Origin of the sequence: Occultella gossypii (assembly GCF_019947135.1) — a bacterium.
Classification (GTDB): Bacteria; Actinomycetota; Actinomycetes; order Actinomycetales; family Beutenbergiaceae; genus Occultella; species Occultella gossypii.
Window position 1 is genome coordinate 132,067 of the sequence record NZ_JAGSHT010000002.1, and the last position, 26,892, is coordinate 158,958.

At 69.7% G+C, this 26,892-nt stretch carries 25 protein-coding genes; 15 read left to right on the plus strand and 10 right to left on the minus strand.

Annotated elements, in window-relative coordinates:
- Window positions 1-35: 35 nt before the first annotated feature.
- Both fgd and KCQ71_RS01710 read left to right on the plus strand, forming a co-directional pair.
- Complete coding sequence (gene fgd, locus KCQ71_RS01705) at window positions 36-1,046, plus strand: glucose-6-phosphate dehydrogenase (coenzyme-F420) (RefSeq protein WP_223402162.1); 1,011 nt, start codon at window positions 36-38, stop codon at window positions 1,044-1,046.
- Window positions 1,046-2,227 carry an XdhC family protein gene (locus KCQ71_RS01710; protein ID WP_223402164.1) on the plus strand — a complete coding sequence of 394 codons (1,182 nt, stop codon included), beginning with the start codon at window positions 1,046-1,048 and terminating at the stop codon, window positions 2,225-2,227. The genes fgd and KCQ71_RS01710 overlap by 1 nt, the downstream gene beginning before the upstream one ends.
- Before the next feature lie 12 nt (window positions 2,228-2,239).
- On the opposite strand, the gene KCQ71_RS01715 is transcribed toward KCQ71_RS01710, so the two are convergent.
- Window positions 2,240-3,346, minus strand: coding sequence for a substrate-binding domain-containing protein (locus tag KCQ71_RS01715; RefSeq protein WP_223402166.1), 1,107 nt, complete (start codon window positions 3,344-3,346; stop codon window positions 2,240-2,242).
- A 202-nt stretch (window positions 3,347-3,548) separates the two neighbouring features.
- Between KCQ71_RS01715 and KCQ71_RS01720 the strand changes: the two genes are divergently transcribed.
- From KCQ71_RS01720 to KCQ71_RS01755, 8 genes are all read left to right on the plus strand, one after another.
- Complete coding sequence (locus KCQ71_RS01720) at window positions 3,549-4,712, plus strand: mandelate racemase/muconate lactonizing enzyme family protein (protein ID WP_223402168.1); 1,164 nt, start codon at window positions 3,549-3,551, stop codon at window positions 4,710-4,712.
- Between the two features lie 99 nt (window positions 4,713-4,811).
- A complete protein-coding gene (locus tag KCQ71_RS01725) occupies window positions 4,812-6,551 on the plus strand; it encodes a sialidase/neuraminidase family protein (RefSeq protein WP_223402170.1) in 1,740 nt (579 codons plus the stop codon).
- Between the two features lie 81 nt (window positions 6,552-6,632).
- Window positions 6,633-7,724 carry a glycoside hydrolase 5 family protein gene (locus tag KCQ71_RS01730; protein ID WP_223402171.1) on the plus strand — a complete coding sequence of 364 codons (1,092 nt, stop codon included), beginning with the start codon at window positions 6,633-6,635 and terminating at the stop codon, window positions 7,722-7,724.
- 64 nt (window positions 7,725-7,788) lie between these two features.
- Window positions 7,789-9,153, plus strand: a complete 1,365-nt coding sequence (locus tag KCQ71_RS01735) for an ABC transporter substrate-binding protein (RefSeq protein WP_223402173.1) — start codon at window positions 7,789-7,791, stop codon at window positions 9,151-9,153.
- 25 nt (window positions 9,154-9,178) lie between these two features.
- Entirely contained in the window at window positions 9,179-10,141 is a 963-nt protein-coding gene (locus KCQ71_RS01740; protein ID WP_223402175.1) for a carbohydrate ABC transporter permease, read from the plus strand.
- Window positions 10,134-11,024 (plus strand): carbohydrate ABC transporter permease, encoded by an 891-nt coding sequence (locus tag KCQ71_RS01745; protein WP_223402177.1) that lies wholly within the window; start codon window positions 10,134-10,136, stop codon window positions 11,022-11,024. Before KCQ71_RS01740 ends, KCQ71_RS01745 begins: the two co-directional genes overlap by 8 nt.
- Before the next feature lie 31 nt (window positions 11,025-11,055).
- Window positions 11,056-11,811, plus strand: coding sequence for an SDR family NAD(P)-dependent oxidoreductase (locus tag KCQ71_RS01750; protein WP_223402179.1), 756 nt, complete (start codon window positions 11,056-11,058; stop codon window positions 11,809-11,811).
- Between the two features lie 67 nt (window positions 11,812-11,878).
- Window positions 11,879-12,403: a hypothetical protein gene (locus KCQ71_RS01755; protein ID WP_223402181.1), complete on the plus strand. Its 525-nt coding sequence runs from the start codon at window positions 11,879-11,881 to the stop codon at window positions 12,401-12,403.
- A gap of 2 nt (window positions 12,404-12,405) precedes the next feature.
- Here KCQ71_RS01755 and KCQ71_RS01760 read toward each other — a convergent pair whose 3' ends face one another.
- Entirely contained in the window at window positions 12,406-12,921 is a 516-nt protein-coding gene (locus KCQ71_RS01760) for a DoxX family protein (RefSeq protein ID WP_223402183.1), read from the minus strand.
- A gap of 187 nt (window positions 12,922-13,108) precedes the next feature.
- Here KCQ71_RS01760 and dinB point away from each other — a divergent pair, with 187 nt between their 5' ends.
- A complete protein-coding gene (dinB, locus tag KCQ71_RS01765; protein WP_223402190.1) occupies window positions 13,109-14,371 on the plus strand; it encodes a DNA polymerase IV in 1,263 nt (420 codons plus the stop codon).
- A 49-nt stretch (window positions 14,372-14,420) separates the two neighbouring features.
- Here the strand turns inward: dinB and KCQ71_RS01770 are convergent, their stop codons facing one another.
- Window positions 14,421-15,065, minus strand: coding sequence for a maleylpyruvate isomerase family mycothiol-dependent enzyme (locus KCQ71_RS01770; protein WP_223402192.1), 645 nt, complete (start codon window positions 15,063-15,065; stop codon window positions 14,421-14,423).
- Window positions 15,066-15,191: 126 nt separating this feature from the next.
- Here KCQ71_RS01770 and KCQ71_RS01775 point away from each other — a divergent pair, with 126 nt between their 5' ends.
- Window positions 15,192-16,922, plus strand: coding sequence for an L-aspartate oxidase (locus tag KCQ71_RS01775; RefSeq protein ID WP_223402194.1), 1,731 nt, complete (start codon window positions 15,192-15,194; stop codon window positions 16,920-16,922).
- A 16-nt stretch (window positions 16,923-16,938) separates the two neighbouring features.
- Window positions 16,939-17,868 (plus strand): aldo/keto reductase, encoded by a 930-nt coding sequence (locus KCQ71_RS01780; RefSeq protein WP_223402196.1) that lies wholly within the window; start codon window positions 16,939-16,941, stop codon window positions 17,866-17,868.
- Window positions 17,869-17,871: 3 nt separating this feature from the next.
- Here KCQ71_RS01780 and KCQ71_RS01785 read toward each other — a convergent pair whose 3' ends face one another.
- The gene (locus KCQ71_RS01785) at window positions 17,872-19,383 is read right to left on the minus strand and encodes an immunity protein Imm33 domain-containing protein (protein ID WP_223402198.1); all 1,512 of its coding nucleotides are present in this window, start codon (window positions 19,381-19,383) and stop codon (window positions 17,872-17,874) included.
- A gap of 102 nt (window positions 19,384-19,485) precedes the next feature.
- On the opposite strand from KCQ71_RS01785, the gene KCQ71_RS01790 reads away from it, so the two are divergent.
- Window positions 19,486-20,847, plus strand: coding sequence for an MFS transporter (locus KCQ71_RS01790; RefSeq protein ID WP_223402200.1), 1,362 nt, complete (start codon window positions 19,486-19,488; stop codon window positions 20,845-20,847).
- 19 nt (window positions 20,848-20,866) lie between these two features.
- Here KCQ71_RS01790 and KCQ71_RS01795 read toward each other — a convergent pair whose 3' ends face one another.
- Window positions 20,867-21,829, minus strand: coding sequence for a helix-turn-helix transcriptional regulator (locus tag KCQ71_RS01795; RefSeq protein ID WP_223402202.1), 963 nt, complete (start codon window positions 21,827-21,829; stop codon window positions 20,867-20,869).
- A gap of 62 nt (window positions 21,830-21,891) precedes the next feature.
- On the opposite strand from KCQ71_RS01795, the gene KCQ71_RS01800 reads away from it, so the two are divergent.
- On the plus strand, window positions 21,892-23,091 hold the full coding sequence (locus KCQ71_RS01800) for an epoxide hydrolase family protein (protein WP_223402204.1): 1,200 nt from the start codon (window positions 21,892-21,894) through the stop codon (window positions 23,089-23,091).
- A gap of 59 nt (window positions 23,092-23,150) precedes the next feature.
- Here KCQ71_RS01800 and KCQ71_RS01805 read toward each other — a convergent pair whose 3' ends face one another.
- The 5 genes from KCQ71_RS01805 to KCQ71_RS01825 are packed head-to-tail and all read right to left on the minus strand — an operon-like array spanning window position 23,151 to window position 26,883.
- On the minus strand, window positions 23,151-23,681 hold the full coding sequence (locus KCQ71_RS01805; protein ID WP_223402206.1) for a mycothiol transferase: 531 nt from the start codon (window positions 23,679-23,681) through the stop codon (window positions 23,151-23,153).
- Window positions 23,682-23,685: 4 nt separating this feature from the next.
- Window positions 23,686-24,627: an ABC transporter substrate-binding protein gene (locus KCQ71_RS01810; RefSeq protein ID WP_223402208.1), complete on the minus strand. Its 942-nt coding sequence runs from the start codon at window positions 24,625-24,627 to the stop codon at window positions 23,686-23,688.
- Entirely contained in the window at window positions 24,624-25,370 is a 747-nt protein-coding gene (locus KCQ71_RS01815; protein ID WP_223402210.1) for an ABC transporter permease, read from the minus strand. The genes KCQ71_RS01810 and KCQ71_RS01815 overlap by 4 nt, the downstream gene beginning before the upstream one ends.
- Window positions 25,367-26,059, minus strand: coding sequence for an ABC transporter permease (locus tag KCQ71_RS01820; RefSeq protein WP_223402212.1), 693 nt, complete (start codon window positions 26,057-26,059; stop codon window positions 25,367-25,369). The genes KCQ71_RS01815 and KCQ71_RS01820 overlap by 4 nt, the downstream gene beginning before the upstream one ends.
- A complete protein-coding gene (locus KCQ71_RS01825; protein ID WP_223402214.1) occupies window positions 26,056-26,883 on the minus strand; it encodes an ABC transporter ATP-binding protein in 828 nt (275 codons plus the stop codon). The genes KCQ71_RS01820 and KCQ71_RS01825 overlap by 4 nt, the downstream gene beginning before the upstream one ends.
- Between the last annotated feature and the right edge of the window lie 9 nt (window positions 26,884-26,892).

Genomic DNA, 26,892 nt, shown 5'->3' on the forward strand with positions numbered 1-26,892 from the left:
CCTACCCCGACCCACCCGACCCCCGAAGGGAAACCATGCTGCGCCTGGGCTACAAGGCCTCCGCCGAGCAGTTCGCCCCCCGCGACCTGCTCAAGTACACCGTGCTCGCCGAACAGGCCGGCTTCGACTCGGTCTTCGTCAGCGATCACCTCCAGCCGTGGCGCCACGACGGCGGCCACGCGCCGGCCGCGCTGCCATGGCTCGGTGCGGCCGCGGCCAGCACGGAGCGGGTGCTCCTCGGCACGAGTGTGCTGACCCCGACCCTGCGCTACCACCCCGGCGTCGTGGCGCAGGCGTTCGCGACGCTCGGCTGTCTGGCCCCCGGCCGGGTGATCCTCGGCGTCGGCTCCGGCGAGGCGATGAACGAGTCACCGCTCGGTCTCGAATGGCCGGACGGCAAGGAGCGGTTCGCCCGGTTCAAGGAGGCCATCACGCTGATCCAGGCGCTCTGGGCCGGTGAGCGGGTGACGATCGAGGGCAGCTACTACAGCACCCGCAACGCCACCATCTACGACCTGCCAGAGGCCCCGGTGCCGATCTACATCGCGGCCTCGGGCCCGTCGGCCACCCGCCTGGCCGGCCGCCTCGGCGACGGCTTCATCTGCACCAGCGGGAAGGGTCGCGAGCTCTACACCGAGACGCTGCTGCCGGCGCTGGCCGACGGCGCCGCGAAGTCCGGGCGGACCCTCGCGGACCTGGACCTGACGATCGAGGTGAAGGTGTCCTTCGACACCGACCGGGCCCGCGCCATGGACGCGACCCGGAACTGGGGCGCGCTCGCGCTGACGTCGGAGGAGAAGACCGGCGTGGAGGACCCGGTCGAGATGCAACGGCTCTCCGACGCCCTCCCGGTCGAGCGGACCGCGAGCCGATGGATCGTCTCGGACGACCCGGACGAGCACGCCGAAGCGATCTGGTCCTACGTCGAGATGGGCTTCACGCACCTCGTGTTCCACGACCCGGGCGCGGACCAGGCCGCCTTCATCGAGCGCTACGCCGAGCACATCCTGCCCCGGCTCCGGGCGCGGGCGGCGCGCGAGGCCTGATGGACGCCGTCCTCGACGCGATCGTGCGTGAGCGGGAACCGTTCACGCTCGCCACGGTCGTCTCCACCTGGAGCTCGGCGCCCCGCGAGAGTGGGGCGCGGATGCTCGTGCGCTCCGACGGGTCCGTGGTCGGGTCGGTCTCGGGCGGCTGCGTGGAGGGGGACGTCCACGCCCTCGCGGGCGAGGTCCTGGCCGACGGCGTTCCTCGCCTCGTGCGGTACGGCGTCAGCGATGAGGTGGCCGGCGCCGTCGGGCTCACCTGCGGAGGGACGATCGAGGTGCTCGTCCAGCGGGTGGAGCCGGGCGATGCGTCCGCACGAGCCGACGACGGTGGCGGCGCTGCGGTCGCGCTGACGGCATTCGCGGCTGCCGTGGCTGCCGGACGCGCCACCGCCCTGGCCACCGTGGTCGACGGTGCCGAGGGCGCGGTGACGCGTCAGGGCGCCCTGCTGAGTGTCGACGACATGGGCCGGGCGACCGGGGCGACCGGGTCGGCCCGGCTGGACGCGGCTCTGGTGGTCGACGCAGCGGCCGTGCTCGAGACCGGTCGGACGGCGGAGCTCACCTACGGGCTCGACGGATCCCGGCAGGGCGTGGGTATCCGCGTGCTCGTCGAGGTTGTCGCGCCGCCCCCGCGACTGATCGTCGCCGGGGTCACCGACTTCGCCGCCGCCGTGGTGTCCATCGGCGGTTTCCTGGGCTTCGAGGTGACGCTCTGCGACGCGCGGTCGGCCTTCGCCACCCGCGTGCGGTTCCCGGATGCCCACGAGGTCGTGATCGACTGGCCGCACCGCTACCTGGCCGGGGAACTGGCCGCGGGCCGGGTCGACGCCCGTACCGTTGTGCTCGTGCTGACCCACGACCCGAAGTTCGACGAGCCGCTGCTCGAGGTCGCGCTCGGCGCCGACCTCGGCTTCGTCGGGGCGATGGGCTCACGCCGCACCCACGCCGACCGCCTCGACCGCCTCCGCGAACGCGGCCTCGACGAGCACGCCCTCGCCCGGCTGCACTCACCGGTCGGGCTCGACCTGGCCGGCCGCAGCCCTCGTGAGACCGCGTTGTCGATCATGGCTCACGTGGTCGCGACGCGCGCGGGCGGGTCGGGTCTTCCTTTGGCGGGCATGAGTGGCCCGATCCACCGCGATGCGGGTGCGGGCGGCTACCCGGTTCCGCCGGCCTGACCCCTCGGGCCGTCAGACCGGCCGGAGCACCGTCCGGTCGACGGCCGGCGCCGCGCAGGAGCCGCGGTCGGTGAGGTTCGGCTGGAACAGGACGTGCTGGATCGAGGCGGTCGTATCGGTCATCAGGTCGTGTGCCATGCGCCCGGCGGTGCGGCCGACGGCGAGCTTGACCGGGGAGTTGGACGTCAACGGCGGATCGGTCAGCTGTGCGATCTGGTCCTCGTTGGTGACGATCGAGAGGTCCTCAGGGATGCGCCAGCCCCTCGCCCGTATCGTCTGGACGATGCCGAGGGTGGCCTGGTCGCAGTGGCTGATCACCCCGGTGGCGCCGGTGTCAGCGATCCAGTCGACGATCTCGTCGAGGACCTCCTGGGCCGGTGCCCCGGTCACTCGGGGATCGGCGAGCAAGAGGGCGTTCTCCGGGTCGTAGCCCGCGTCCCGGGCGGCCTGGTGCCACGTCGTGGTCAGGTTGACACCCACCTGGCGCAACCCGTGGGTGACCAGGGCAACACGTCCGTGCCCGTGCGTCCGCAGGTGCCGCAGACTCGTCTCCCAACCCTTCTCGTAGGCCGTCCGGACCGAGGACATGGCGCGGCCCGTCGCGGGATCGGCGATGTCCCGCTCCAATAGGACGACCGGGATAGGGAGGTCGAACAACCACTCCGCGACATCGGCCGCCGTGTCCTGGGTGAACGTCGGCGCGAACACGAGCGCCCGGGCGCCGGTCGCGACGAACTGTTCGCACAGGGCACGCTCGCGCGCCATGTCGAAGTCCGACACCATGACCGAGGCCGTCCCGCCCGCGTCGGAGATCGTCTCCTTGCAGCCGTTGATGATCGTGGCGAAGTAGTAGTTCGCCGTCGGCACCACGATCCCGACGTGGCCCAGCCCTCTCGGTGTGGACCCGGGGGAGGGCGCGCTCTCACGGGCGAGCACGGCGCCACCATGGACCTGGCGCAGCAGCCCTTCGGCATCCATGGCGACCAGGTCGCGACGGATCGTCATCTGAGAGGTCTTGAACTCCTCGGCGAGATCGCGCACGCGCACCACCGATTGCTCCCGCAGTCTGGCCAGGATCAGCAGCCGGCGTTCGTCGGCGAGCAGTGCCCCGTCGGTCATCGTCCCTCTTCCGTGAGTGCCGCAGTGGACTCTGTCGCTGATGTTAGCCGAACGCGTCATGTTGTGCGAATCTGTGCGAAAAAGCCGCCAACTATCCTTCGCCGTTGCGCGACTGGTGCTTGATTGACGCTCGACGTGTGTGATTTGACACAGAAACGTACATGGGCCTACTGTCCCGATTCATGCGCGAAGGAGCCCGCTCGTGAAGATCACGAGCATCGAGACCTTGTCCGTGGGATCACGGATGCCCGGCAACGGGAAGCTGACCGACCGGAACTTCATGTTCGTTCTGGTGCACACCGACGAGGGCCTCACCGGCCTTGGCGAGGCCACGCTCGAGGGCCACGACAACGCGGTTCGGGGCATGATCACCGACCTCGAGGGTCTGTTGCTCGGCGAGGATCCGAGACGCATCGAGTACCTGACCCAGGTGATGATGCGGCAGAAGTTCTGGCAGGGCGGGGTGATCAAGGGCAGCGCCGTGGCCGGGGTCGAGCTCGCGCTCTGGGACATCCTCGGCAAGGTCCTCGATGCACCCGTGTACAGCCTGGTCGGCGGCGCCAGCCGGGACCGGATTCGGTACTACGTCAACGGCTGGACCCAGGGGTCGCTCGACCCGGTCGAGATCGGAGAGCGTGCCGGCGCCGCCGTCGAGCAGGGGCACCGGGCACTGAAGCTCAGCCTCGCACTGCCGTCCTGGCCGGTGCGGGACCGGGAACTGATCGATCACATCGCGACGGTCGCGGGTGCGATCAGGGACACCGTCGGACCTGAGGTGTTGCTGATGCTGGACGGGCACGGCCGCTACGACGTCGACCAGGCGATCGCGATCGCCGGGGTCCTCGCCGACCACGACTTCTTCTTCCTGGAGGAGCCCGTGCAGCCGACCCGCGTGAGCGACACGGTTCGCGTGGCGCGCGCTGCGAACCTCCCGATCGCGGCCGGCGAGCGACTGGCCCGCAAGGAGGAGTTCGCCGAGTACCTGCGCGCCGACGCCATCTCGGTGGTGCAGCCCGACGTCGCCCACTGTCACGGATTCGGCGAGGCGCTCAAGATCGCCTCGCTCGCGGACACCTTCGGCGCGTGGATCGCACCGCACGGCCCGATGAGCCCGGTGATGACCACGATCTCGCTGCACCTCGACGCCGTCGCCCCCAACTTCCTGATCCAGGAGCGGGTCCTGGCCGGTCGGTGGAGCGAGTCGGTGATCACCACGCCCCTGGTGATGGAGGACGGCTACCTGCCCCTGCCGACCGGGCCGGGCTGGGGCATCGAGCTCGATGAGGACGTCTGTCGCTCCCACCCACCGTTCCCCGTGACCATTCCACGGCTGTTCCGCGGCGACGGCAGCGTTGCCGACTGGTAGGAGCCCCGGCGCGGCGTCGGCCCTGCTGACGCCGATCGCCGCCGCAAGCATGACTCGCCAGGTATAGCGCTCGATTCACAACACGAAGAGGTGGAGAAAATGAGCAAGACACACGATGTGAGCCGTAGGCAGTTGCTGGGAGGAGCTGTGGTGGCCGCGACGGCGGCCACGTTCGCCGGTTCCGCAGCCGGCGCCTGGGCGGACCCGGATGCTGCCGCGCCGACGGACCGGCCCGAGCCGGGTGGCCAGGCATCGCTGGAGTTCGACCGCCATCGCTATGTCCAACTCGAGGCTGACTTCCTCGGCACGGACGTGGCCACCTACCCGCGTATCCGCACGATGAGCGACGGCCGCTACCTGCTGACCTATCAGGACGCGAAGATCGGTTGGAACATCCTGTGGACCACCAGCACGGACCTGGCCGACTGGTCCGCGCCGCAACTCCTGTTCGCCTCCCACCCGATCCTCGACGGTACCGACGACCAGTGCTACTCCACGGTTGACACGGTGGTGCTCGCCAATGGTGACGTGCTGGCGGTCTGCTCGTTCCGCGCGAACCATCTCTTCTATCACGACATGACCGTCGATGGTCTGATGCTGCGGCGCAGCACCGACCACGGGATCACCTGGGGTTCAGAGGAGGTGATCTACGTCGGTGCGAACTGGGAGCCGTACATCGGTCAACTCTCCTCAGGAGAGGTGCAGATCTACTTCAGCCACACCGCTCCGAAGATCGCCGTGGAGGCCACCAGACACTGCAGTGGGGTCGCGATCATCCGGTCCTTCGACGACGGCGCCACCTGGACACCCGACGTCCGGTCCCACCCGTTCGCTGCCGATCGGGTGGCCCAGCAGTACACCCACACGAACGCCGACGGCGTGAAGATGATCACCGACCAGATGCCGAGCGCGCTTCAGACCGGACCGCACGGGCAGATCGCCCTCGCGATGGAATCCCGGCAGGAGAGCGGTGCCTACATGATCTCGTTCGCCTACACCCAGGACAACTGGCCGGACGCGCTGGACATGGACGAGACGGGCCCCACCGACCGAGCCGACAACGTCTGGCTCGGCGCCGCACCGTATCTGGCGCAGTTTCCAACCGGGGAGACCGTGGTGGCCTACAACGTGAACAGCCGCCAGATGCTCCGCTTGGGCGATCGCGAAGCGCGAACGTTCGGGGATGCCGTCTCCTTCTTGCCTGGCACCGGTTACTGGGGCATGGTCAACGTCACCGGGCCGCAGACGCTGCTGGCGTCGATGGCGTACGCCCGCCCCACCGGCAACGCCCTGATGATCGGGACGCTGCACCTGAACCGGACGCTGGCGGCCGAGCGCATCGCCAGCGCGGGCCACGGCGGTGGGCACCTCTGGCCGAGCAGCGAGAACGATCTGCTGATCGGCAGCGACGGTCCGTCGCAGGTCCGTATCCGGGCAGGGCGTGATGCAGGTCGGATGTTGCTCCGGGTCGAGCGAAACGGTGATGCCGGCGGTCGAAGTGAGGTCTTCATCGCGTCGCGACGCCGCCCGGACGTGCGGTATCGCCTCGCCCTGGGCACGGCCGGCCTTGACGGACTGGCACGGTTCATCGGTGGTGGCTACGTATCTGTCTCGAGCCGCTCCGTCGGCTGTACCGCTCTGGTCATCGACGGCACCGGCAGCGCGGCCTGGGAGCTCGACTTCTCGGCATCGCTGCTCTCCGGTGCCATGGACGAATACGCGATCGCAGGACTTCTGTACACCGACGGTGAGCCAGGTGGTGAGCCTGTGGTCGATTCCAACATCGGGGTCGAGATCGATGATCCGGCGTCCTGGTTCACCGTCACCACATCCCGCTGACCGGCACGGGCAGCCTTTCGGCTTCCTACGAACCCCTCCGGCATCGGACCGGACACACCACCTACTGAGGAGAGATCACCCATGACCCGATGGACCACCGAGCGCGCTTGGGACTGGTACCGAGGCCGCCCCTGGATCCGCGGCTTCAACTACGTTTCGAGCGACTGCGTGAATCGCATCGAGATGTGGCAGGAACTCGACCACGACGAGAAGGAGCGGACTTTCGAGCGGGAGCTCGCGCTCGCCGGTGAGAGTGGGTTCAACTCGCTGCGCATCATCCTGCCGTTCGAGGTCTGGTTCCAGGACCGGGCCGGAGTGATGGCACGTTTCGAGCGCTTCCTGACGATCGCCGACCAGCACGGCCTGGACACGATGGTTGCGTTCGGCAACGACTGCATGGTGCCCAAGAAGTTCTTCCGCGAGCCGGTGCTCGGCCCGCAGCCGGTCGACTGGGGCTACCACGGCGGCATCGCGCGGTCGCCGCATGCCGTGCTGGACGAGCCGGGCTACAGCCTGCTCGACGAACCGGAGATGGCAGCCCTGTTCGTCGAGATGGTCGACCAGGTCGTCGGCACCTACGCCAAGGACCGCCGCGTGGGGATCTGGGACCTGTTCAACGAGCCGGGCAACGGCCGCCGGGACTCGATGAGCCTGCCGCACATGGTGCGCTTCTTCGAGGTCGCCCGCTCGCACGACCCGATCCAGCCGCTCACCTCCGGCCCCTGGCGGGTCGGCGTGAACGGGGAGCCGTTGGCTGAGATCGAGCAGGTGGCGATGGACCTCTCGGACGTCATCTCATTCCACGACTACACGGGCTACAACAACTCGATCAAGGTCCTGGAGGTCCTCAAGCGCGAGAACCGGCCGCTGCTCAACACGGAGTGGTTGCACCGCATGCAGGGCAACGACGTCGCCACCCACCTGCCCCTGTACTACCTCGAGCGGGTCGGTTGTTACAACTGGGGTTTCGTCGCCGGCAAGAGCCAGACGTACGAGCCATGGGAAGCCATCTGGACCCGCCGGGCGAACGGACAGGGCGACCACTACGACTTCACGAAGTGGCAGCACGACCTGTTCCGGCCCACGTTGCGCCCGTACGACCCGAACGAGCTCGACCTGTTCCGCGAGTACTTCACGCGCGCCGACGAACAGTTCCGCGCCGGCACCTGGTGAGTTCACCCGAGCCCGCCCAACGCTTCACATCAGCACCGCTCACAACGAGACAAAGAGGTTCATCATGAGCATGGGAGACCGCACCTTCAGCCGCCGCAGCGTCCTCACGGGTTCGCTCGCCGCCGCCGGTACCGCATTGGTGGCCAGCTGCGGCAACAGTCCGTCCGGCGGCGACGCGCAGACCCAGGGCTCCGCGGAGTCCGGCGTCATCAACGTCTGGGGCGCCATCACACTCGACCGTGGCGTCCAGGAGCTCCTCGATGCCTTCGCTGCCAAGTACCCCGACATCCAGGTCAACTACGAGCAGTTCCCCAACAACACCGATGGGAACCTCAAGCTCGACACCTCGCTGCAGGGCGGGGCGCCGGTCGACGTGTTCTTCTCCTACGGTGCGGCCGCGGTCGCCCGCCGGACCGAGGCCGGCTACGCCCTGGACCTGACCGAACTGGCGCAGAGCATGCCCGAGGCGGAGCCGTTCACCTCGAGCGACCCGCAGCGCACCGCGTTGTTCGACGACAAGCTCTTCGCGATCCCGACCGTCTACAACCCGTACCTGGTCTACCTGAACCAGGACATGCTCGACGCGGCCGGGATCGATGTGCCGTTCGACTGGACCATCGAGGAGTTCCACGAGATCGCCACCGAGCTGACCGCAGGTGGTTTCGCGGAGTCGGCGACCTACAAGTCGCTTCCGCTCGCCGGCATGGAGCTCGGCGGGGACTCCCAGTTCGCTGCCGGTGGCGAGTCGTCGAGCTTCGACCTGCCGATCTGGAAGCAGCAGTTCGATCTCGAGCTGGCGATGGAGCAGGACGGCACGCTGTTCCCGATGGAGCAGGTGCTCGCCCAGCGGGTCGACCTGTACGCCCAGTCCTACTTCCTCGGCGGGCAGCACGCGTTCTATCTCGACAACCCGGCCACTCTCCGGTTCGTCAAGGACCTCGAGAACTACCCGCACGACTTCAGGACCACGTTCCGTCCGATGCCCTACCTCGAGCGCGGCGGGCAGCAGTGGAACACCGGCTCCTACGAGGACGCGGTCCAGATCAATGCGAACACGTCCTACCCCGAGGCGGCGAAGACCTTCGTCCAGTTCTGGCTCCAGGACGGCTCGGAGTTCATGCAGACCGCAGGCAAGGTCCCCTCCAGCCTCGGCCCCGGGCAGGGCGCCGCAGCCGAGGCGCTGTTCCCGAGGCTCCTCGGCGACGACTACGAGGACCTGTTCGACACCGACGCGCTCACCCAGGTCGCCTTCGCCGACGACATCCAGATGAGTGTCACCACGATCACGACCGCTCTGACCGAGATCGCAAACCTGCGGAGCTCGCTGACCCAGCAACTGCGCCTGGGCGAGATCTCGGTCGACGACATGCTCGGGCGGCTCAAGGCGGAGGCGGACGCCGCCATCACCACCGAGCTCGCGCAGGGCTGACCGGGCGGCACCCAGGAGGTATGACGTGACAACGACCATGGAGCGGCCGATCGTCGGTGGGGCACCACCGATCAAGCGTCGGCGCCTCGTCTACGGGATGAAGTGGTGGGTGCCGTGGCTCTTCGTCGCGCCGGCGCTGTTGGGGATGGTCACGTTCCTCCTGGTTCCGCTGCTCGGGGGCCTGCTCGTCTCGTTCACCCAGTGGGACGTGATCTCCGGGCTCGATGGGATCCGGTGGGTGGGCCTGGACAACTTCACGACCGCGCTGACGGACCCGAAGTTCTGGGCCGCGGCCGGCCGTACCGTGATCTACGCCGGGCTCAGTGTGCCGCTGACCGTCGCCCTCGGCCTCGTCATCGCATTGGCTCTGAACCGCCCGATCCCGGGCCGTGGTGCGCTCCGGGTGATCTTCTTCATGCCCGCGGTCGTCAACGTGATCGCGGTCGGATCGGTCTGGCTGCTGCTGCTCAACCCGTCTTCCGGGCTGGTCAACCAAGGCCTGCGTCTGCTCGGCTGGAGCGAACCGCCCCAGTGGATCGCCTCGCCCGACTCGGCGCTGGCAGCGCTGATCATCATGGCGATCTGGGGTGGGAGCGGCTACATCTCGGTCATCTACGTGGCGGCCCTGCAGGAGATGCCACAGGATCTCTACGAGGCGGCCCGCCTGGACGGTGCCGGTGCCATCCGGCAGTTCGTCACGATCACGTGGCCCGCGCTGCTCCCGATGACGATGTTCCTGACGATCACTCAGCTGATCGGCCGGTCCCAGACGTTCGGGCTCATCGCCTACATGACCAGTGGCGGACCGGGGGATTCCACCACGGTGCTCTCGTACTACATGTACCAGAACGGCTTCATGTACTACCGGTTCGGGTATGCCGCCGCGATGGGCGTGCTGAGCATGCTCGGGGTGCTCGTCATGACCTTGCTGCTCTGGCGCTATCAGAAGGGCCGCTCGCTGTACGGAGATGAGGATGGCAATGGCTGAGATGACCCTCTCGCGACCGGCCGCGACCGACGCGTCGGCGGGCTTCCGGCGACGGCGACGCAAGGAACGGGGGCGGTGGCTGCTGCGCGGCGTGGTCATGTGGGCGCTCGCCCTGCTGTTCCTGGCGCCATTCCTGTGGATGTTGTCGTCCTCGCTCAAGCGCGACATCGACGTCTTCGCGCTGCCGATCACCTGGATCCCCGAGGAGTTCCAGTGGACCAACTACGTCAAGATCTGGACCGGCCCGCACTCGATGGTCCACTACTTCCTGAACTCCGGGTTCGTCGTGATCCTCCGGATCATCGGCGAGGTGATCCTGTGCTCGCTCGCGGGCTACGCGTTCGGCCGGCTCCGGTTCCGTGGCCGTAACCCGCTGTTCCTGGTCTTCCTCGCGTCCTCCATCGTGCCCGGTCAGCTGCTGCTGGTGCCCCGGTTCATGTTCTTCCGTGAACTCGGCCTGTACGACTCACTGTGGGCGCTGATCCTGCCGGCGCTGTCGTCGGTGTTCGGGATCTTCCTGCTCCGGCAGCACTTCGCGTCGGCGCCCGCGGAACTGGGCGAGGCCGCAAGGATCGACGGTGCGAACGAGTTCGTCATCTTCCTCCGGATCTACGTCCCGATGGCGGTGCCGATCATCACGGCGTTCGCGATCCTCGTCTTCGACTCCGCGTGGAACGACTACGAGACACCGCTCGTGATGATCTCCAGCAACGCCAACTACACCGTGCCGCTCGGCCTGACCACGTTCATCTCCGACAGCGGGACGATCTCCGCGGCGTTGTCCATGGCCGGCTCGGTATCCTCGGTGATCCCGATCCTGGTGTTCTTCCTGATCTTCCAGCGACGCTTCCTGGCCTCGATGGCACGCGCGGGGTTGCGGTGAGCGCCGGATCGAACGGACGGAAGGAGCGGGCGTGAGCAGGAGGTTCGACGACCGGGTCGCCCTGGTCTCCGCCGGCGGTTCCGGCATCGGCCGCGGCGTGGCCCTGCGCCTCGGGGCCGAGGGTGCCACAGTCGTCGTCACGGACATCGACGCCGTCGCCGCGGCCACCGTCGCGGCGGAGATCGAACATGCCGGCGGTTCGGCGGTCGGGTGGCGCCTGGATGCCACCGCGACGGCGGACTGGGCGGCGGTGGTCGCCGAGATCGAGGAGCGGTGGTCCCGGCTCGACGTCGTGATCCTCAATGCCGGCCGGAACGAGCCGGCGCGGTTGGAGGAACTGTCCGACGACAGTTGGTCGGCCCAGCTCCATCTCAGCCTCGACTCGGTGTTCTACGGGGCGCGGGCGACGTTGCCGGTGCTGAAGCGGGGGAGCGGCTCGGCGATCGTGGTGACCTCCTCGATCCACGGCGTGCTCGGCTTCCGGGACTTCCCCGCCTACGCCGCGGCCAAGGGCGCCATCGGGGCCCTGGTCCGTCAGCTCGCCGTCGACAACGGCACCACGGTGCGGGTCAACGCGATCCTGCCGGGCGCGATCGAGACGCCGCTGTGGGCGCGCCGGGACGCGGGCTTTCGCGAGGAGGTCTGTGCCCTGACCCCGATGGCGCGACTGGGCGCCGTTGACGAGGTGGCCTCCGCGGTCGCGTTCCTGGCCTCGTCGGACGCCTCGTTCATCACCGGGCAGAACCTGGTCGTCGACGGCGGACGGACCATCGCCTCGCAGCAATAGCCCGGCGGCTCAGCCGGCGTGCCCGGGGTCACCTCGCAGGGCCGGAACCCGCCGCTAGTCTGTGCCGATGCGCCGCTTCCTGTCTGTCGTGGCCGCCACCGCGGCCCTCCTCCTGCTGACGTCCGCCTGCTCGGCGGCGAGCGGCGGCGGTGACGACCTCGCCGTCGGGACGTCGGTCGAGGTGAGCGCCGGGGAGTCGGCGACGCTCGCCGTGACGGTGACGGACGTCCGCGCGGGCACCGTCGAGGACCTGAGCACCATGGGTGTCGACGCGTCGTCACTGGCCGGCCGGACCCCGTGGTTCCTGACGGTCACCATGGGTCTCACGGAGGGCACGATCCAGGACGTCGACCGTGACCTGATGCCATCGCTCGCACCCGACCAGTGGTCCGGCGAGGTCTCCAACGGCGCCGATGCGCAACCGTTGCAGGTGATCGGCGACTACGACTGCACCGTGGACGGCTCCGCGAACGCCGGCTTCACCAACGACGAGCCCCTCGTCGACTGCGTGGCACTGCTGACCGCGGACTCCGCCGAGCTCGAGAGCGTCACGCTGGTGGACGTCGGCACCTGGGCCGTCACCGCGGGCTGAACCTAGCGGGCGCCGCTGCGCGCCGCGTCCGACTCGCGCACGTCCTCGTCCCGGCGCCCCGGGCCCCGCCGGAGTCGGCGCCAGGCATCGACGGCGACGGTCGCGGTGGCCGCCAGGAACACCAGTTGCAGGAAGGTGCGCGGGAGCAGCTCGTCCCACCAGGGCAGCGGGTCGCCCGAGAGGGCGAGGTGCACGTTCGCGGGGAACATAACGACGAGCAGCAGCGTCAGGCAGGTGGCCGCCGCAGCCACCGTGCGCGACCAGAGCAGTCCGATCGCCCCGGCGATCTCGGCGAGACCGGTCAGGGTCACGACCAGCTCGGGAGCGGGCACCCAGTCGGGCACCATCGCGATCATCTCGGGCCGCATGCCGATGAAGTGCGAACCGCCGGTGAGCAGGAACATGGCCGCCAGACCGCCTCGAAGAGCGATGGCCGGGGTCCGCAGCGGTCGGACCCCGACCCGCCCTAGGGCCAGGAGCAGACCCGTCACCCCTACCAACACAATCACCGGTTCCATCTGTCCACTCCCGGTCCTGAGGGTCGTCGCAGCGGTTCATCCGCGCGAACTTGTCACTGTCTAGATTAGGTGGCACGACGGTAACTTGTCAATGACTAGTTCCGGATCGGTGGGCCGTGATTGCGATCGCGGTCGGCCCGTCGCGGACCTCTCGACGTCGAACAGATGTGCGATTAGACTCGGGTCCGTGTTCGTCGGACCGACCATCCTGCATGCCGACCTGGACGCGTTCTACGCGTCGGTCGAGCAATTGCTGGACCCTGCGCTGCGGGGCCGGCCGATCGCCGTCGGCGGCAGTGCGCACGGGGGCGTCGTGCTCGCGGCCTCGTACGAGGCGAAGGCATTCGGCGTGCAGGGCGGGATGCCGGGCTGGCGGGCCGCCCGGCTGTGCCCGGAGCTGGTGTTCGTGCGCGGGAACTTCTCGAGGTACCAGCCGTTGGCGGACCAGGTGATGGACATCCTCGGGGACATGACCCCCGCGGTGCAGCGGATCTCCATCGACGAGGCATTCCTGGACGTGTCCGGTTCCGTGCACCTGTTCGGACCGCCCGGCGTGATCGGCGCCCGGCTGCGCGCCCGGGTGCGGGCCGAGGTCGGGCTCGCGATCTCGGTCGGGGCCGCCCGCACCAAGCATCTGGCGAAGGTTGCCTCCCAGGTGGCCAAGCCGGACGGGCTGGTGGTGGTGGAGCCGGAGCGGGAGCGGGAGTTCCTCGAACCGCTCCCGGTCGCCCTGATGTGGGGCGTGGGTCCGGTGACCCAGCAGCACCTCGCCGATCGTGGCATCCACACCATCGGCGAGCTCGGGCAGGCCACCCCCGCGATGCTGCGCTCGTTGCTCGGCCCCGCCGCCGGCGAGCGGCTGCACGCCCTCGCGCATAACACCGACCCCAGGCGCGTGTCCGCGGGGCAGCGGGCCCGGTCGGTCGGCGCACAGTCCGCGATCGGACGGACGGAGCCGACGGCGGAGCTCGTCCGATCCGTGCTCGGTCACCTGGCGGAGCGGGTCGGTGGGCGGATGCGCGCGAAGGACCGGGCCGGGCGCACCATCACCGTGCGGGTGCGGTTCGCAGGTATGCGGACGGTGACCCGCTCGAGCACCCTGGGCGCGCCCGTCTCCTCGACGCTCACGATCACCGAGGTCGCGGAGCGCCTCGTCTGGCAGGCACTCGGTGACCAGGGGGTGCCCGTGCCCGAGGTGAGCCTGCTCGCGATCTCGGTCTCCAACCTCGGACCTCAGCACGGCGTGCAGCTCGAACTGCCGCTCGGCACCGAGGACCCATGGCGGCCGGGCTCGGCGATCGGCTCGGCCCGGTGGGCACTCGACGCCTCGATGGACGCCGCCCGGGCGCGGTTCGGCAAGAACGCGGTCGGCTACCTGCCGGCCACACTGGGTCGGGGCGCGGGTGTGCCGGACGACTTCCGCGAGCTGGCCGAGAAGGATCTCGGGTGAGGGTGGGGCACCGGCGGCTCGGTCACGGTCAGTGTGCCGCCGGCCGGGGTCAGGACATCACGGCGCGCTCGGCGAGCACCTCGGCGCCTTCGCCGGTCAGGTCCGCGCAGTAGTCCGCGCGTCCGGTCATCGCCATGATCAGGGCGAGGGTCGATCCGACCACGGGTGCACCGGAGCCCGCCTCGAAGTCGGAGTCGTCGGCCCGCAGGTGCAGTCCGCCGATCCGGCCCTTCGCCACGACTACCTGGTCCGTGCCGGCGTAGTACCGGGCCAGCGTGACGAGCGTGTCGGTGGGGAACGTCCGAACCAGGCCGAGTGGTCGGCGGATGTCGCTGCCATGCACGATCGTCTCGCCGAGGATCGCCGGGCGCGGCAGCGGGGGAGTAGTGGTGCCGCCGCGGACGGCGTCGAAGCGCGCCAGCGTGTCCGCCCCGGACGACCCGAGCTGCTCGTCCAGTCGGATCCGTACCTGCTTGTCGAAGTCGAACCGGCATCTGACCACTCCGGCGAACCACCGGATGCCGTTCAGGCTGGCGCCCGCGGTCAGGTGGGCCAGGACCTCCCGCACGGTCAGGCCCACGCACAGGGAGGGGGTCCGCCAGTCCGCCTCGTCCAGGTCGGCGAGGTCGGCCGCGAGTGCGGCTCGTTCGGCGTGGATGATGGGCCAGAGGCCGGTCCGGTCGGTGCGCGCCACCCGGGTACCCTCTCGCGCCGGAGTCGCAGGTGTCCAGGGACCTTGGGCCCAGGGGTGTCACGACCACGGACGTAGCGTGGTCATAGGAGTGACAGGTACCTACCCTCCGACCCGAAGGACCCATCCATGCCCGCACCCGAACGCCGCCTCTCCACCACCGTCCTCGTCATCGGCACGGGTGGCTCCGGACTCCGGGCCGCCATCGAGCTCGCCGAGTCCGGTGTCGCCGTGCTCGCAGTCGGCAAGCGACCCCGGCTGGACGCCCACACCGCGCTCGCCGCCGGCGGCATCAACGCCGCCCTCGGCACCATGGACCCCCAGGACAACTGGCGCCAGCATGCGGCCGACACCATCAAGGAGAGCTACTACCTGGCGAATCCGCACACGGTGGAGATCGTCACCAAGGGCGCCGGCCAGGGGATCGCGGACCTGGAGCGTTACGGCATGGCGTTCGCCCGCGAGGAGGACGGCCGGATCTCGCAGCGGTACTTCGGCGCGCACACCTACCGCCGGACCGCGTTCGCCGGCGACTACACCGGGCTGGAGATCCAGCGCACCCTGGTCCGCCGGGCCGAGCAGCTCGACGTCCCGATCCTCGACGGGGTGTACATCACGCGGATCCTGGTCCGGGACAACGTGGTCTTCGGCGCCTACGGGTTCGACCTCGAGGACGGCACCCGCTACCTCATCCACGCCGACGCCGTCATCCTCGCAGCCGGCGGGCACACCCGGATCTGGCGCCGCACGTCCTCCCGTCGGGACGAGAACACCGGCGACTCGTTCCGGCTCGCCGTCGAGGCCGGCGGCCGGCTCCGGGATCCCGAGCTCGTGCAGTTCCACCCCTCCGGCATCCTCGAACCGCAGAATGCGGCCGGCACCCTCGTCTCCGAGGCGGCCCGTGGGGAGGGCGGGATCCTTCGCAACGGTCTCGGTGAGCGCTTCATGTCCCGCTACGACCCCGAGCGGATGGAGCTGTCCACCCGCGACCGGGTTGCGCTGGCTGCCTACACCGAGATCAGTGAGGGCCGTGGCACCGCGAACGGCGGGGTGTGGCTCGACGTGTCCCATCTTCCGCGCGAGACGATCATGACCCGGCTGCCACGGGTGTATCAGACCCTGTTGGAACTGCAGATGCTCGACATCACGACGAGCCCGATCGAGATCGCACCCACCGCGCACTACTCGATGGGCGGGGTATGGGTGCGTCCGGACGATCACGGCACCGACGTCGACGGGCTCTATGCGATCGGCGAGGCCTCCAGTGGGCTGCACGGCGCGAACCGGCTCGGCGGGAACTCCTTGATCGAACTGCTCGTGTTCGGGCGGATCGTCGGGCAGGCGGCCGCCGCGTACGCGGCCGGACTCGAGGTGCAGCACCGGTCCGCGGACGCCGTCGCCAAGGCCCGGTCCGAGATCGACGACCTGTTGGCCGCCGGGGGCTCGGAGAACGTGCGTGCCCTGCAGCGGGCGATCCGGAACACGATGACCGAGCACGCCGGCGTGGTCCGCAACGAGGAGGGCCTACGCGCCGGCCTGGCCGAGCTCGACGCGATCGAGGCGCGGATCGATGACGTCGGCATCCACCCCGACATCGCCGGTTACGCCGATCTCGCCCACGCGTTCGACCTCAAGGCCTCCGCGCTGGCGGCTCGGGCGACCCTGGCGGCGGCGTTGGAGCGCCGGGAGTCCCGCGGGTGCCACAACCGCAGCGACTACCCGGACCAGGACCCGGAACTGCAGGTCAACCTGATCTGGTCCCCGGGGGCCGGCGTGGTCGCCGAACCGGTCCCACCGGTGTCGGCGGAGGTCGCCGAACTCATCGGTGACGTGAGCCAGGAGGGCAAGCTGGTCGAGTAACCGCCAAGATGGACCCATGTTGACCCTTCCCATCCACGGCACCGACCTGCACTCCTCCAACGTGGTGCTCGGCCTGATGCGCATCGAGCGACTGCGTGACGACGAGATCCGCCACCTCGTGGCGGTGGCACGCGAGAGCGGCGTGAACACCTTCGACCACGCGGACATCTACGGGGGCCAGCGGCACGCCTGCGAGCAACGGTTCGGGGATGCGATCAGCCTCAGCCCGTCCGAGCGCGAATCCGTGATCATCCAGTCGAAGGTCGGGATCCGGCACGGCTTCTACGACTTCAGCAGGGCCCACATCGTGCGCTCGGTCGAGGAGTCGCTGCTCGCCCTGCGCACCGAGTACCTGGACCTGTTGCTGCTGCACCGACCGGACACGCTGATGGAACCGGACGAGGTCGCCGAGGCCTTCGACGAGCTCCAGTCCAGCGGGAAGGTCCGCAACTTCGGGGTCTCCAACCACACGCCCGGCCAGATCGAGGTGCTGCGCCGCTCGGTGCGCCAGCCGCTGGCGGTGAACCAGGTCCAGCTGAGTCTCGTGCACGCGCCGCTGATCGCGAGCGGACTGTCGGCGAACGTGGCACACCTGGACCAGTCGATCGACCGCGGCAGCGGGATCCTCGATCACGCTCGGCTGAGCAGGATGACCCTGCAGGCATGGTCGCCGTTCCAGAGCGGGTTCGACTCGGGGGTCTTCCTCGGCGACCGGGAGCACTACGGCCCCCTCAACGACGAGATCGACGACCTGGCGGACGCCTACCGGGTGCCCGCGGCAGCGATCGCCGTGGCCTGGATCACCCGCCACCCCGCGAACATGCAGGTCGTGCTCGGCACCACCAACCCCGAGCGGGTGGCGGACGCCGCGGCGGGCTCGGAGATCCCGCTGACCCGGGAGGAGTGGTACCGGCTGTTCACCGCCGCCGGCCACGCCCTGCCCTGAGGCTCACTTCTTCGTCCAGCGCACCGTGCCCGAGGGGTCCACGAGCCGTCCGATCTTGGTACCGCTGGCGACGACCGAGTAGCCGACCGGCAGCACGAAGAACTTGGCCAGGTTGCGGTTCCGCCGGTGCAGGTCACGCCCGCGCAGGACCTCGAGGTCGGTCGCTGCGGGCGAGCCGACGACCCAGCCGCCGAAGTCGCCGTCGGGCTGGATCCGGGTCATAGCGATCTCTGGGGCGGTCAGGTCGGTGCCGGCCGCGACGCGGACGGTCTTGTTGAAGTTGACCGGACTCCACGCCGCGTCCTTGAGGAACCGGTAGATCGCGCTCTGTTCGTGTCGTAGCCGCGCCGCCGGGGTCAGGTCCCACTGGTTGGCGGAGTCGCGCTCGGCGTTGATGTTGGTCTGGCTCACCCGGTAGCCGCCGTCGACCGCGTGCATCGAATGCCACCAGAAGCCGCCCCAGAACGTGCCGAGGTCCTTGATGGACCCGGCGTGCAGGTTGCCGATGAAGCCGACGATCTCCTCGGCCTCCTTGCGGAACTGCGGATCGGTCTCGCCGGCGAACGACTGCCCGAACAGGGTGACGGTGAACTTCTCGCGCATCGGAGTGGTCGGGGTGTCCGGGGGTGGCGGGTCGTCCTGGGCAGCGGTGGCTTGGGCAGCGGTGGCTTGGACCGCGGTGGCTTGGGCGGCGGCGGCGGCTTGGGCGGGGACGTCCTGGGCCACGGTGCCACCGCCGAACAGCGGACGCCCGACGAGGCGCAGTCCCTCGAGCATGCTCCTACCCTGCAGCGTCGGGTCGTTCCGCAGCCGTTCGCGGCCCTCCGGTGGGATGTGCCAGGCCCCGGCGACCAACCCGCCGCTGAACATCACGAAGTGGTCGACGGGGAGCATCAGGGGCGCGGCCAGGTACGGCGCGAACGAGACCAGTGCAGCGGCCGGCACATCCACCATTTCCGCCTGCTCAACGGTCGCCGGACCAGCGTTCGCGAGCATCCACCCGGTCAGCAGGGTTCCGTCCTCGCGCTTCGTCGCACGGGTGATCCGCTCGAGGTAGAGCGGCGGCGCGGCGCCGGCGATGATCGCGTCCAGGATGCCGCGCTGACAGCGCACCACGGACGCAGGCGTGACCGGGTCGGTCTCCGCGCCGGTCGCATCGCGGAACCGTTGCTGGATCCCGTGGATCCACAGCGGGATGGTCAGGTCGGGCGTGGTGTCGGCCAGCGGGTTCCGCCGGTAGTCCGCACCCAGGAGCGTGAACGCCCCGGCGCCGATCTCCTGGATGACGTATGGGCTGAAGCCGACATGGATCGGGAATCCCGCGAGATCGCGCAGGGTGGCGCCGTACGCCCCGAAATGCGCCAGGAACGAGTTGGCCTGGTAGGCGAGCTCAGGAGCGGCTCGCACCGAGATACGGATCCCGTCCGCCCAGTGGTCGAACTGCTGCGGCGCGCTCTGTGGTGGCGTGCCCGGGAATCCGCCGAGGTGTGCCGCTCCGGCCGTACTGTCGCTCACGTGTGGCCCCCGATGCCGACGATCGCCTAGGTGGTCTCAGGGCCCACCGCCACGGCGCCGAACCCGGCTCTGAGCCTACCGACCGCGCGCTAGGCTGCCGACGTGACGCGGGAACAGCGCCTGGTGCTTGCCGTCGCCGTGCTCGGATCATTCGTCTCGTTCCTGGACGGTACGCTCGCGACCGTCGCGCTGCCCGCGATCCGCGAGGAGCTGGGCGGCGGCCTGAGCTCACAGCAGTGGATCGTCGACGCGTACCTGATCACGCTCGGGGCGCTGATCCTGATCGCCGGCTCCCTCTCCGACGTGTACGGGCGCCTGGTGGTGCTGCGGGTCGGCCTGATCGGGTTCGGCGTCACGTCGGCCCTGATCGCCGCCGCACCCACGGTCGAGTTCATCGTGGTGCTGCGCGCGCTCCAGGGTGTCGCCGGAGCCCTCCTGGTGCCGAGCTCGCTGGCCCTCATCATGTCCAACTTCTCGGGCGCCGCGCAGGCGCGCGCGATCGGGTCGTGGACGGGCTGGACCTCGGTGGCCCAGCTCGCCGGTCCGCTGGTCGGCGGTGGGTTCATCGATCTGCTCTCCTGGCGCGCGGCGTTCCTGGTGAACGTGCTGCCGATCGCGGTCTGCCTGTACCTGCTCGGGCGGCTCGAGCAGCGTGACGTCCGCCGCCCCGGTGCCACGATCGACTATCCGGGTGCGGTGCTGGCCGTGCTGGGCCTGGGCGGCACCGTGTTCGCGCTCATCGAACACGGGAATCTGGGTTGGTCACACCCGGCGATCTGGGCGCCGCTGGCCGTCGGCGTCGTCTCCCTGGCCCTCTTCCTGCGCCGGCAGGCGACCACGGCCCAGCCGATCCTGCCGCTCGGGCTGTTCCGGGCGCGCAACTTCGCCTGGGGCAATCTCGCGACGACGTTCATCTACGCGGCGCTGAGCCTGTCCGGGTTCGTGATCGTCGTCTACCTGCAGCAGGAGGCCGGCTTCGGCGCCACCCTCGCCGGGCTCGCCACGATCCCGACGACGATCCTGATGATCGGCCTCTCCTCGACGTTCGGGCGGCTGGCCGGACGGTTCGGGCCGCGGCTGTTCATGACGGTCGGACCACTGCTTGCCGGCGCCGGGTTCCTGATGATGTTGAGCGTCACCGAGCCGCTGAACTACTGGACCCAGATGCTGCCCGGCGTGATCGTGTTCGGGCTGGGCCTGAGCGTCACCGTGGCCCCGCTGACGTCCGCGGTGCTCGGCGCCGTGGCAGCGGAGCGGGCCGGCATCGCCTCGGCCGTGAACAACGCGATCGCCCGCGTCGCCGGGCTGGTCGCGGTGGCGATGATCGGCGTGATCGTCGGCGGCGCGCTCGACCTCGCCGGGTTCTACCGCGGCCTCGTGGTCAGCGCCGTGCTGATGGGGATCGGGGCGGCGTTCTCCTGGATCGGTATCAGGAAGGCGACGGCGGAGCCCACCGAGCCCTGATGTGTCACCTGCTGCGGGCTCACCCCGCGGCGTCCGCCGCTCGCTGGTACCGCGCGCCGAGCGCGCGCACATGCTCGACGAGCGCCGCCGGCGTGATGACCTCGAAGTCCACGCCGAGCAGACCGAGGTAGCTCGCGAGCACCGCCAGGCTCGAGCCGCCGGTGCGGAACTCACAGTGCTCGTCGTCGATCGGTGTCAGCGATCCCATCGTCGGATTGATCCGCTCCGCCACCGTGGCCGCGGGGGCGTGCAGCAGGATGCGTGCCTGGACGCCCCAGACCGCGGTCCCGGTGCGCTCACTGACGTACGCCGCGAGATCCGTCGCAGGCGGTTCGCGGGGGGCGAAGCGAGGGCCGACCGGGATCTTCGGCTCGAGCCGGTCGGCGCGGAACGTGCGCCAGTCGTGCCGTTCGATGTCCCACGCGACCAGGTACCACCGGCTGGCGGTATGCACGAGCCGGAGCGGCTCGACGTCGCGCCGCGTGATCGCGCCCCGGTGGTCGGTGTAGTCGAACCGGAGGCGCTGGTGCTCGCGCGCGGCCGACGCGATCGCGGTCAGCACGTCGACGGCGACGGTGGGCTCCGCCGTCGGGATCGGCACCACGGCCTCGGCGAACGTGGCGACGCGGTGCCGCAGCCGGCCGGGCAGGACCTGCTCGAGCTTGGCGAGTGCCTGCAATGAGGTCTCCTCGATCCCGCCGACGGCACCGGTCGCCGCCGAGCGCAGCCCGACGGCGACGGCGACGGCCTCCTCGTCATCGAGCAGCAGCGGCGGCAGCTTCGTGCCGGCCACGAGCCGATACCCGCCGCCGGGGCCGGGCACCGCTCCGACCGGGTACCCGAGTTCGCGCAGTGCCTCGATGTCGGCGCGCACCGTGCGGGTGCTCACACCGAGCCGCTCCGACAGGTCCTTGGAGGACCAGGTGCGATGGGCGTGCAGCAGGGACAGTAGCCGGAGCAGCCGGGCCGACGTCGAGATCATTCCTCGATGGTCGCAGAAGATGCGGAACCTATTCTGCCGCATCTGTCCGTACCGTCGTCGGTATGGAGATGAACACACAGATCAGGCCCTTTTCCATCGACATCCCACAGGCCGAGTTGGACGACCTGCACGTGCGGCTCGCCCGGACCAGGTGGCCGGTCGCGCTGCCCGGCGTCGGCTGGGAGCGCGGCACCCCGGTCGGCTACCTGCGCGAGCTCGCCGAGTACTGGCGCACCGGTTTCGACTGGCGTGCGCAGGAAGCGCGGTTGAACGCGTTCGCGAACTACACCACCGAGATCGACGGTCAGGCGATCCACTTCCTGCATGTGCGCTCGCCCGAACCGGACGCACTGCCGCTGCTGGTCAGCCACGGTTGGCCGAGCACGGTCGCCGAGTTCGAGAAGGTCATCGGGCCGCTGACGGATCCGCGGGCCCATGGTGGTGACCCGGGCCAGGCGTTCCACCTGGTCGTCCCGAGCCTGCCGGGGTTCGGTCTCTCGCCCGAGGTGGCGACCACGGGCTGGGGGCTGCCGCGGACCGTCGATGCCTACGCCGAGCTCATGCGGCGGCTGGGTTACGAGCGGTACGGCACCCAGGGTGGGGACATCGGCGCCGGCGTGGCCGGGATGCTCGCCGGGGTGGCGCCGGAGGCGGTCGTCGGCATCCACATGAATGGACCGACGAATTTCGCGAAGCCCACGCCGGGTCAGGAGTTCACGGAGCGGGAGCAGGAGCGTCTGAAGGCGGAGGCGGACTTCGGCGAGCACCGGTCCGGGTACCTCTTGCTGCAGAGCAACCAGCCGTCCACGATCGCGGTCGCGCTCACCGACTCACCCGTCGCGCAGTTGTCCTGGATCGTGGAGAAGTTCCAGGCGTGGACCGACCCCGCGAAGCACCTGCCCGAGGAGGCCGTGGACCGCGACCAGCTCCTCGCGAACGTCGCCCTCACCTGGTTCTTCCAGGGCGGGGCCGGCTCGGCGAACTTCGTCTACGAGTCGATGAACGGCGAGCTCGCGTGGAGCCCGCCGGGGCTCGAGGACGATCAGCGCCCCGAGGTGGAGGCTCACGGTGAGTCCTGGGCCAGCCCCAGCGTGCCGATGGCGGTGGCCGTGTTCGCCGGGGACACCTCGGTGCGCTCGCTCATCGACACCGGGAACGTGAGTCGGTGGACCGAGTTCGAGGTCGGAGGCCACTTCCCGGCGATGGAGGCCCCGGACGAGCTCGTGGGGGACATCCGGGCGTTCTTCGCCACCGTCCGCTGAGCCACAGGCGCAGCCGGCGGCCCGGGTCGAAGGACCCGGGCCACCGGCTCTGCCGGGACTCAGGACCGCTGGCCGGCGGTGCCGGTACGGCGGAGGACTCCCTTGATGAGGGCGGCCTGACCGGCGTGCTGGAGGTCGTCGCCGATCACGCTGACCAACCGCACCGCGAGGGTGACCGGCGGGTCCCAGCTCGTGTCGATGACGGCGGTGAGCTCGTCCTCGGTGAGTCCGGCCACGTATCCGAGGGTGCGGTCGTGGACGGCGTCGTGGTAGCCCCGCAGGTCCTGCACGGCGGGGCGGACCAGGCCCACCTGCTCGGCGGTGTGCCCGTAGCCGGTGTCCTCGGCCGGCAGGGGCAGGTCGAATCTGTCCGCCCAACCGGCCGAGGTCCACACCTGGTCCGAGCCGGCGGCGTCGGCGATGTGGTCGTCCTGCACCCGGGTCAGGTGCCAGACCAGCCAGGCGATCGTGTTCGCCGCCGGGTCCAGGCGAGCGGTCAGTACCGATTCATCGAGGCCCGCGAGGACGCCGTGGACCAGACCCTGTACGCGGGAGAAGCCGTCGGCCAGGATGTCCGTGCTGACGCTCATCGGCTCAGAGCAGTCCGTTGTCGGTCAACCACGCGGTCGCGATGGTCGCCGAGTCCTGCTCGTCGTTGACGCTGCTCGCGTTGAGGGCGATGAGCGCCTCGGTGGTCAGCAGGGCGTTCACCGCGTCGAGGGTCGGTGTCACCTCCTCGGCCAGATCGGTCGCGACCACCGGCGTCACGTTCTGCGCCAGGATCATGCTCTCCGGGTCCTCGAGGGTGACGAAGTCGCCGGTGGCGAGGTCCGGGTCGGCGGTGTAGATGTCGCCCATCGTGATGGTGCCGTCGCGGATCGCGTCCTTGGTGAGCGGGCCACCGCTGTCCCCGATGGCGAGGAACTCCACCTCGACGCCGTAGAACTCGCTCAGTCCCGGGGGACCGTACGGGCGCGACTCGAGCTCGGCGTTGCCGCCGACCGTGATGGTGCCGTCGTAGCCGGCGAGATCGGCGAGGGAGGTGATGCCGTTCTCCTCGGAGAACGCCGCGGTGACGTTGTAGGAGTCTGCGTCCTGGGCGTCGGCCGGGTCGAGCACGGCGAGCGATTCAGGCAGGGCGTCCGGCAGCGCGGAGGCGACGTCCTCGGTGCTGCGGGCCTCGGTCTCGGCGTCGTAGAACTGCAGCAGGTTGCCGGAGTACTCCGGGATCAACTGCACCGAACCGTCCTCCATGGCCGCCATGTAGACGTCGCGCTGGCCGATCTGGAACTGCCGCTCCACCTCGAACCCGTCCGCCTCGAGGGCCTGGGCGTAGATCTCGGCGATGATCTCGTTCGAGTAGTAGGCCTGCGAGCCGACCACGATCGGGCCGGAGGCGCTCCCGCCGCCGGTCTCCGAGCCGGAGTCCTCCGGAGCGAGTGGGTCGCCCGAGCCACATGCGGCCAGGGCGAGGACGGCGCCGACGGCGAATGCACCTGTGGCCAGGCGCCCCTTCCGGACGGTTCGGATGCTCATCGGATCTCCTCCAGTGTTGACTGCTGGTCGGTGGTGAGTGGTTCGGGTCGGTCGGGGCGAGGCCTGGAGCGGGTCGGGCCGGAGCCGATGGCCCGCCGCGCGACCCGTTCGCCGATGGCGAACAGGGCGTCCACGGCCAGCGCCAGCAGGACGATCAGGATCGCCCCGCCCAGCATCTCGTCGTAGGTCCGTAATGAGATTCCCCGTTGGATGTAGATACCCAGACCGCCAAGGCCCACGTAGGCCGCGAGGACCGCCGTGGCGATGATCTGCAGCGCGGCACTGCGCAGACCGCCGAGCAGCAGCGGCAGACCCAGTGGCGCCTCAACCCTGAACAGGATCTGGGTCTCGGTCATTCCCATCGCACGCGCCGCGTCCACGACGGTGCGGTCCACGGCCTCCACGCCCGCGTAGGCACCGGCGAGGATCGAGGGCACCCCGAGGATCACGAAGACGGCGATCGCGGCGACCTGGGCGTTCCCGACGCCGACGAGGAGCGTGAAGATCGTGAGCAGTCCGAGGGAGGGCAGTGCCCGCGCGGCCCCGGAGCCCAGGACGGCCAACTGCCGCCCGCGCCCGGTGTGCCCGATCAGGTAGCCCAACGGGATGGCGATGAGCGCGGAGACCACGAGGGCGAGCAGGGTGTACCAGAGGTGTTCGCCGATCCGGTCCACCAGGGGGTTCGGACCGGCGCTGCGCTCAGGGTCGGTGAGCCAGGCCAGTGCGTCCTGGAACAGGTTCATGCCGGACCCTCCGTGAGGGCGATGCGCCGGGCGGCCCGTCGGGTCCGGCCGCCGTCGGCGCCACGGGTCCACGGCATCACGAGGCGTCCGGCGAGGGCGAGGAGCAGATCGAAGACCACGGCGATCACGACGGTCATGACGATCCCGGTGGCGATCTCGGCGACGATGCCCCGCTGCAGGCCGTTCAGGAACAGGTAGCCGAGGTTGCGGCTACCGACCAGGACGCCGACCGTGACGAGGCTGACCGTGCTCACCGAGACCACCCGCAGGCCCGCGAGCAGCACCGGCCCGGCGAGCGGCAGGTCGACCGCCCAGAACCGGCCCCACCCGGAGTAGCCCATCGCGGCCGCGGCCCCGCGCACGTCCGGGTCCACGGACTCCAGGGCCTCCGTCGCGGACCGGGTCATCAGGGCGACCGCGTAGATGCTGAGCGCGATCGTCACGTTCAGCTCGCTCAGGAAGCTGATCCCGATGATCGGTGGGAGGAGCACGAACAGCGCCAGGGAAGGGATCGTGTAGAGCAGGCCGACCACGGTCAGGGTCAGACCCCGCGCCCAACGGAACCGCCATGCGAACGCGCCGAGCGGGACGGCGATGACGAACCCGATCAGGATCGGCAGGAGGCTGAGCCGGGCGTGCGTCAGCGTCAGTTCGACGATGAGGTCGAGGTTGGCAGCGACCCAGTTCACCGGGCCGCCGAATCGTCGGTGAGCACCCCGGCGGCCCGCCCGTCGCCGTCGACCACGATGCGTCGCCCGGCCTGTTCGACGATCCGTAGCGAGCGCCGGCCACGGTCGGCGCCGATGAAGTCGGCCACGAAGTCACTGGCCGGGTTGGCGAGGATCTCGGCAGGGGTGCCCTTCTGCGCTATCACCCCACCGGTGGCCAGGATCACGACCTGGTCGCCGAGCAGGAACGCCTCGTCGATGTCGTGGGTCACGAACACCACCGTCTTGCCGATGTCCCGCTGCAGCCGCATCAGCTCGGCCTGCAGGTCCGCGCGCACGATGGGGTCCACGGCTCCGAACGGCTCATCCATGAGCAGGATGTTCGGGTCCACGGCGAGCCCGCGAGCCACGCCGACGCGCTGCTGCTGGCCACCGGAGAGCTGGTGCGGGTAGCGCCGCGCCAGGGACCGGTCCAGCCCGACGGTGTCCATCAGGGACAGGCCGAGCTCATCGGCCGTGGCACGGCCCATGCCGTTCAGGCGCGGCACGGTGGTGATGTTGTCGAGCACCCGTCGGTGCGGCAGCAGACCGGCGCTCTGCATGACGTAGCCGATCCGCCGCCGCAGCTGGACCGGCTCCAGGGTGGCGACGTTCTCACCGTCGATCTCCACCTCGCCCTCGGTGGCGTCCACCATCCGGTTGATCATCCGCAGGATCGTCGTCTTGCCCGATCCGGATGACCCCACGAGCACCGTGACCTGGTGCGAGGGCATCACCAGGCTGAAGTCGATGACGGCGTCCGTCCCGTCCGCGAAGCGTTTCCCGACACCGCGGAACTCGATCATGGCATCGGC

Excerpts from the sequence above, each read along its gene's own strand:
- fgd (WP_223402162.1), top strand. The coding sequence starts at position 36 with ATGCTGCGCCTGGGCTACAAGGCCTCCGCCGAGCAGTTCGCCCCCCGC.
- KCQ71_RS01710 (WP_223402164.1), top strand. The coding sequence starts at position 1,046 with ATGGACGCCGTCCTCGACGCGATCGTGCGTGAGCGGGAACCGTTCACG.
- KCQ71_RS01715 (WP_223402166.1), bottom strand. The coding sequence starts at position 3,346 with ATGACCGACGGGGCACTGCTCGCCGACGAACGCCGGCTGCTGATCCTG.
- KCQ71_RS01725 (WP_223402170.1), top strand. The coding sequence starts at position 4,812 with ATGAGCAAGACACACGATGTGAGCCGTAGGCAGTTGCTGGGAGGAGCT.
- KCQ71_RS01730 (WP_223402171.1), top strand. The coding sequence starts at position 6,633 with ATGACCCGATGGACCACCGAGCGCGCTTGGGACTGGTACCGAGGCCGC.
- KCQ71_RS01735 (WP_223402173.1), top strand. The coding sequence starts at position 7,789 with ATGAGCATGGGAGACCGCACCTTCAGCCGCCGCAGCGTCCTCACGGGT.
- KCQ71_RS01745 (WP_223402177.1), top strand. The coding sequence starts at position 10,134 with ATGGCTGAGATGACCCTCTCGCGACCGGCCGCGACCGACGCGTCGGCG.
- KCQ71_RS01755 (WP_223402181.1), top strand. The coding sequence starts at position 11,879 with ATGCGCCGCTTCCTGTCTGTCGTGGCCGCCACCGCGGCCCTCCTCCTG.
- KCQ71_RS01760 (WP_223402183.1), bottom strand. The coding sequence starts at position 12,921 with ATGGAACCGGTGATTGTGTTGGTAGGGGTGACGGGTCTGCTCCTGGCC.
- KCQ71_RS01775 (WP_223402194.1), top strand. The coding sequence starts at position 15,192 with ATGCCCGCACCCGAACGCCGCCTCTCCACCACCGTCCTCGTCATCGGC.
- KCQ71_RS01780 (WP_223402196.1), top strand. The coding sequence starts at position 16,939 with ATGTTGACCCTTCCCATCCACGGCACCGACCTGCACTCCTCCAACGTG.
- KCQ71_RS01795 (WP_223402202.1), bottom strand. The coding sequence starts at position 21,829 with ATGATCTCGACGTCGGCCCGGCTGCTCCGGCTACTGTCCCTGCTGCAC.
- KCQ71_RS01800 (WP_223402204.1), top strand. The coding sequence starts at position 21,892 with ATGGAGATGAACACACAGATCAGGCCCTTTTCCATCGACATCCCACAG.
- KCQ71_RS01805 (WP_223402206.1), bottom strand. The coding sequence starts at position 23,681 with ATGAGCGTCAGCACGGACATCCTGGCCGACGGCTTCTCCCGCGTACAG.
- KCQ71_RS01810 (WP_223402208.1), bottom strand. The coding sequence starts at position 24,627 with ATGAGCATCCGAACCGTCCGGAAGGGGCGCCTGGCCACAGGTGCATTC.
- KCQ71_RS01815 (WP_223402210.1), bottom strand. The coding sequence starts at position 25,370 with ATGAACCTGTTCCAGGACGCACTGGCCTGGCTCACCGACCCTGAGCGC.
- KCQ71_RS01825 (WP_223402214.1), bottom strand. The coding sequence starts at position 26,883 with ATGATCGAGTTCCGCGGTGTCGGGAAACGCTTCGCGGACGGGACGGAC.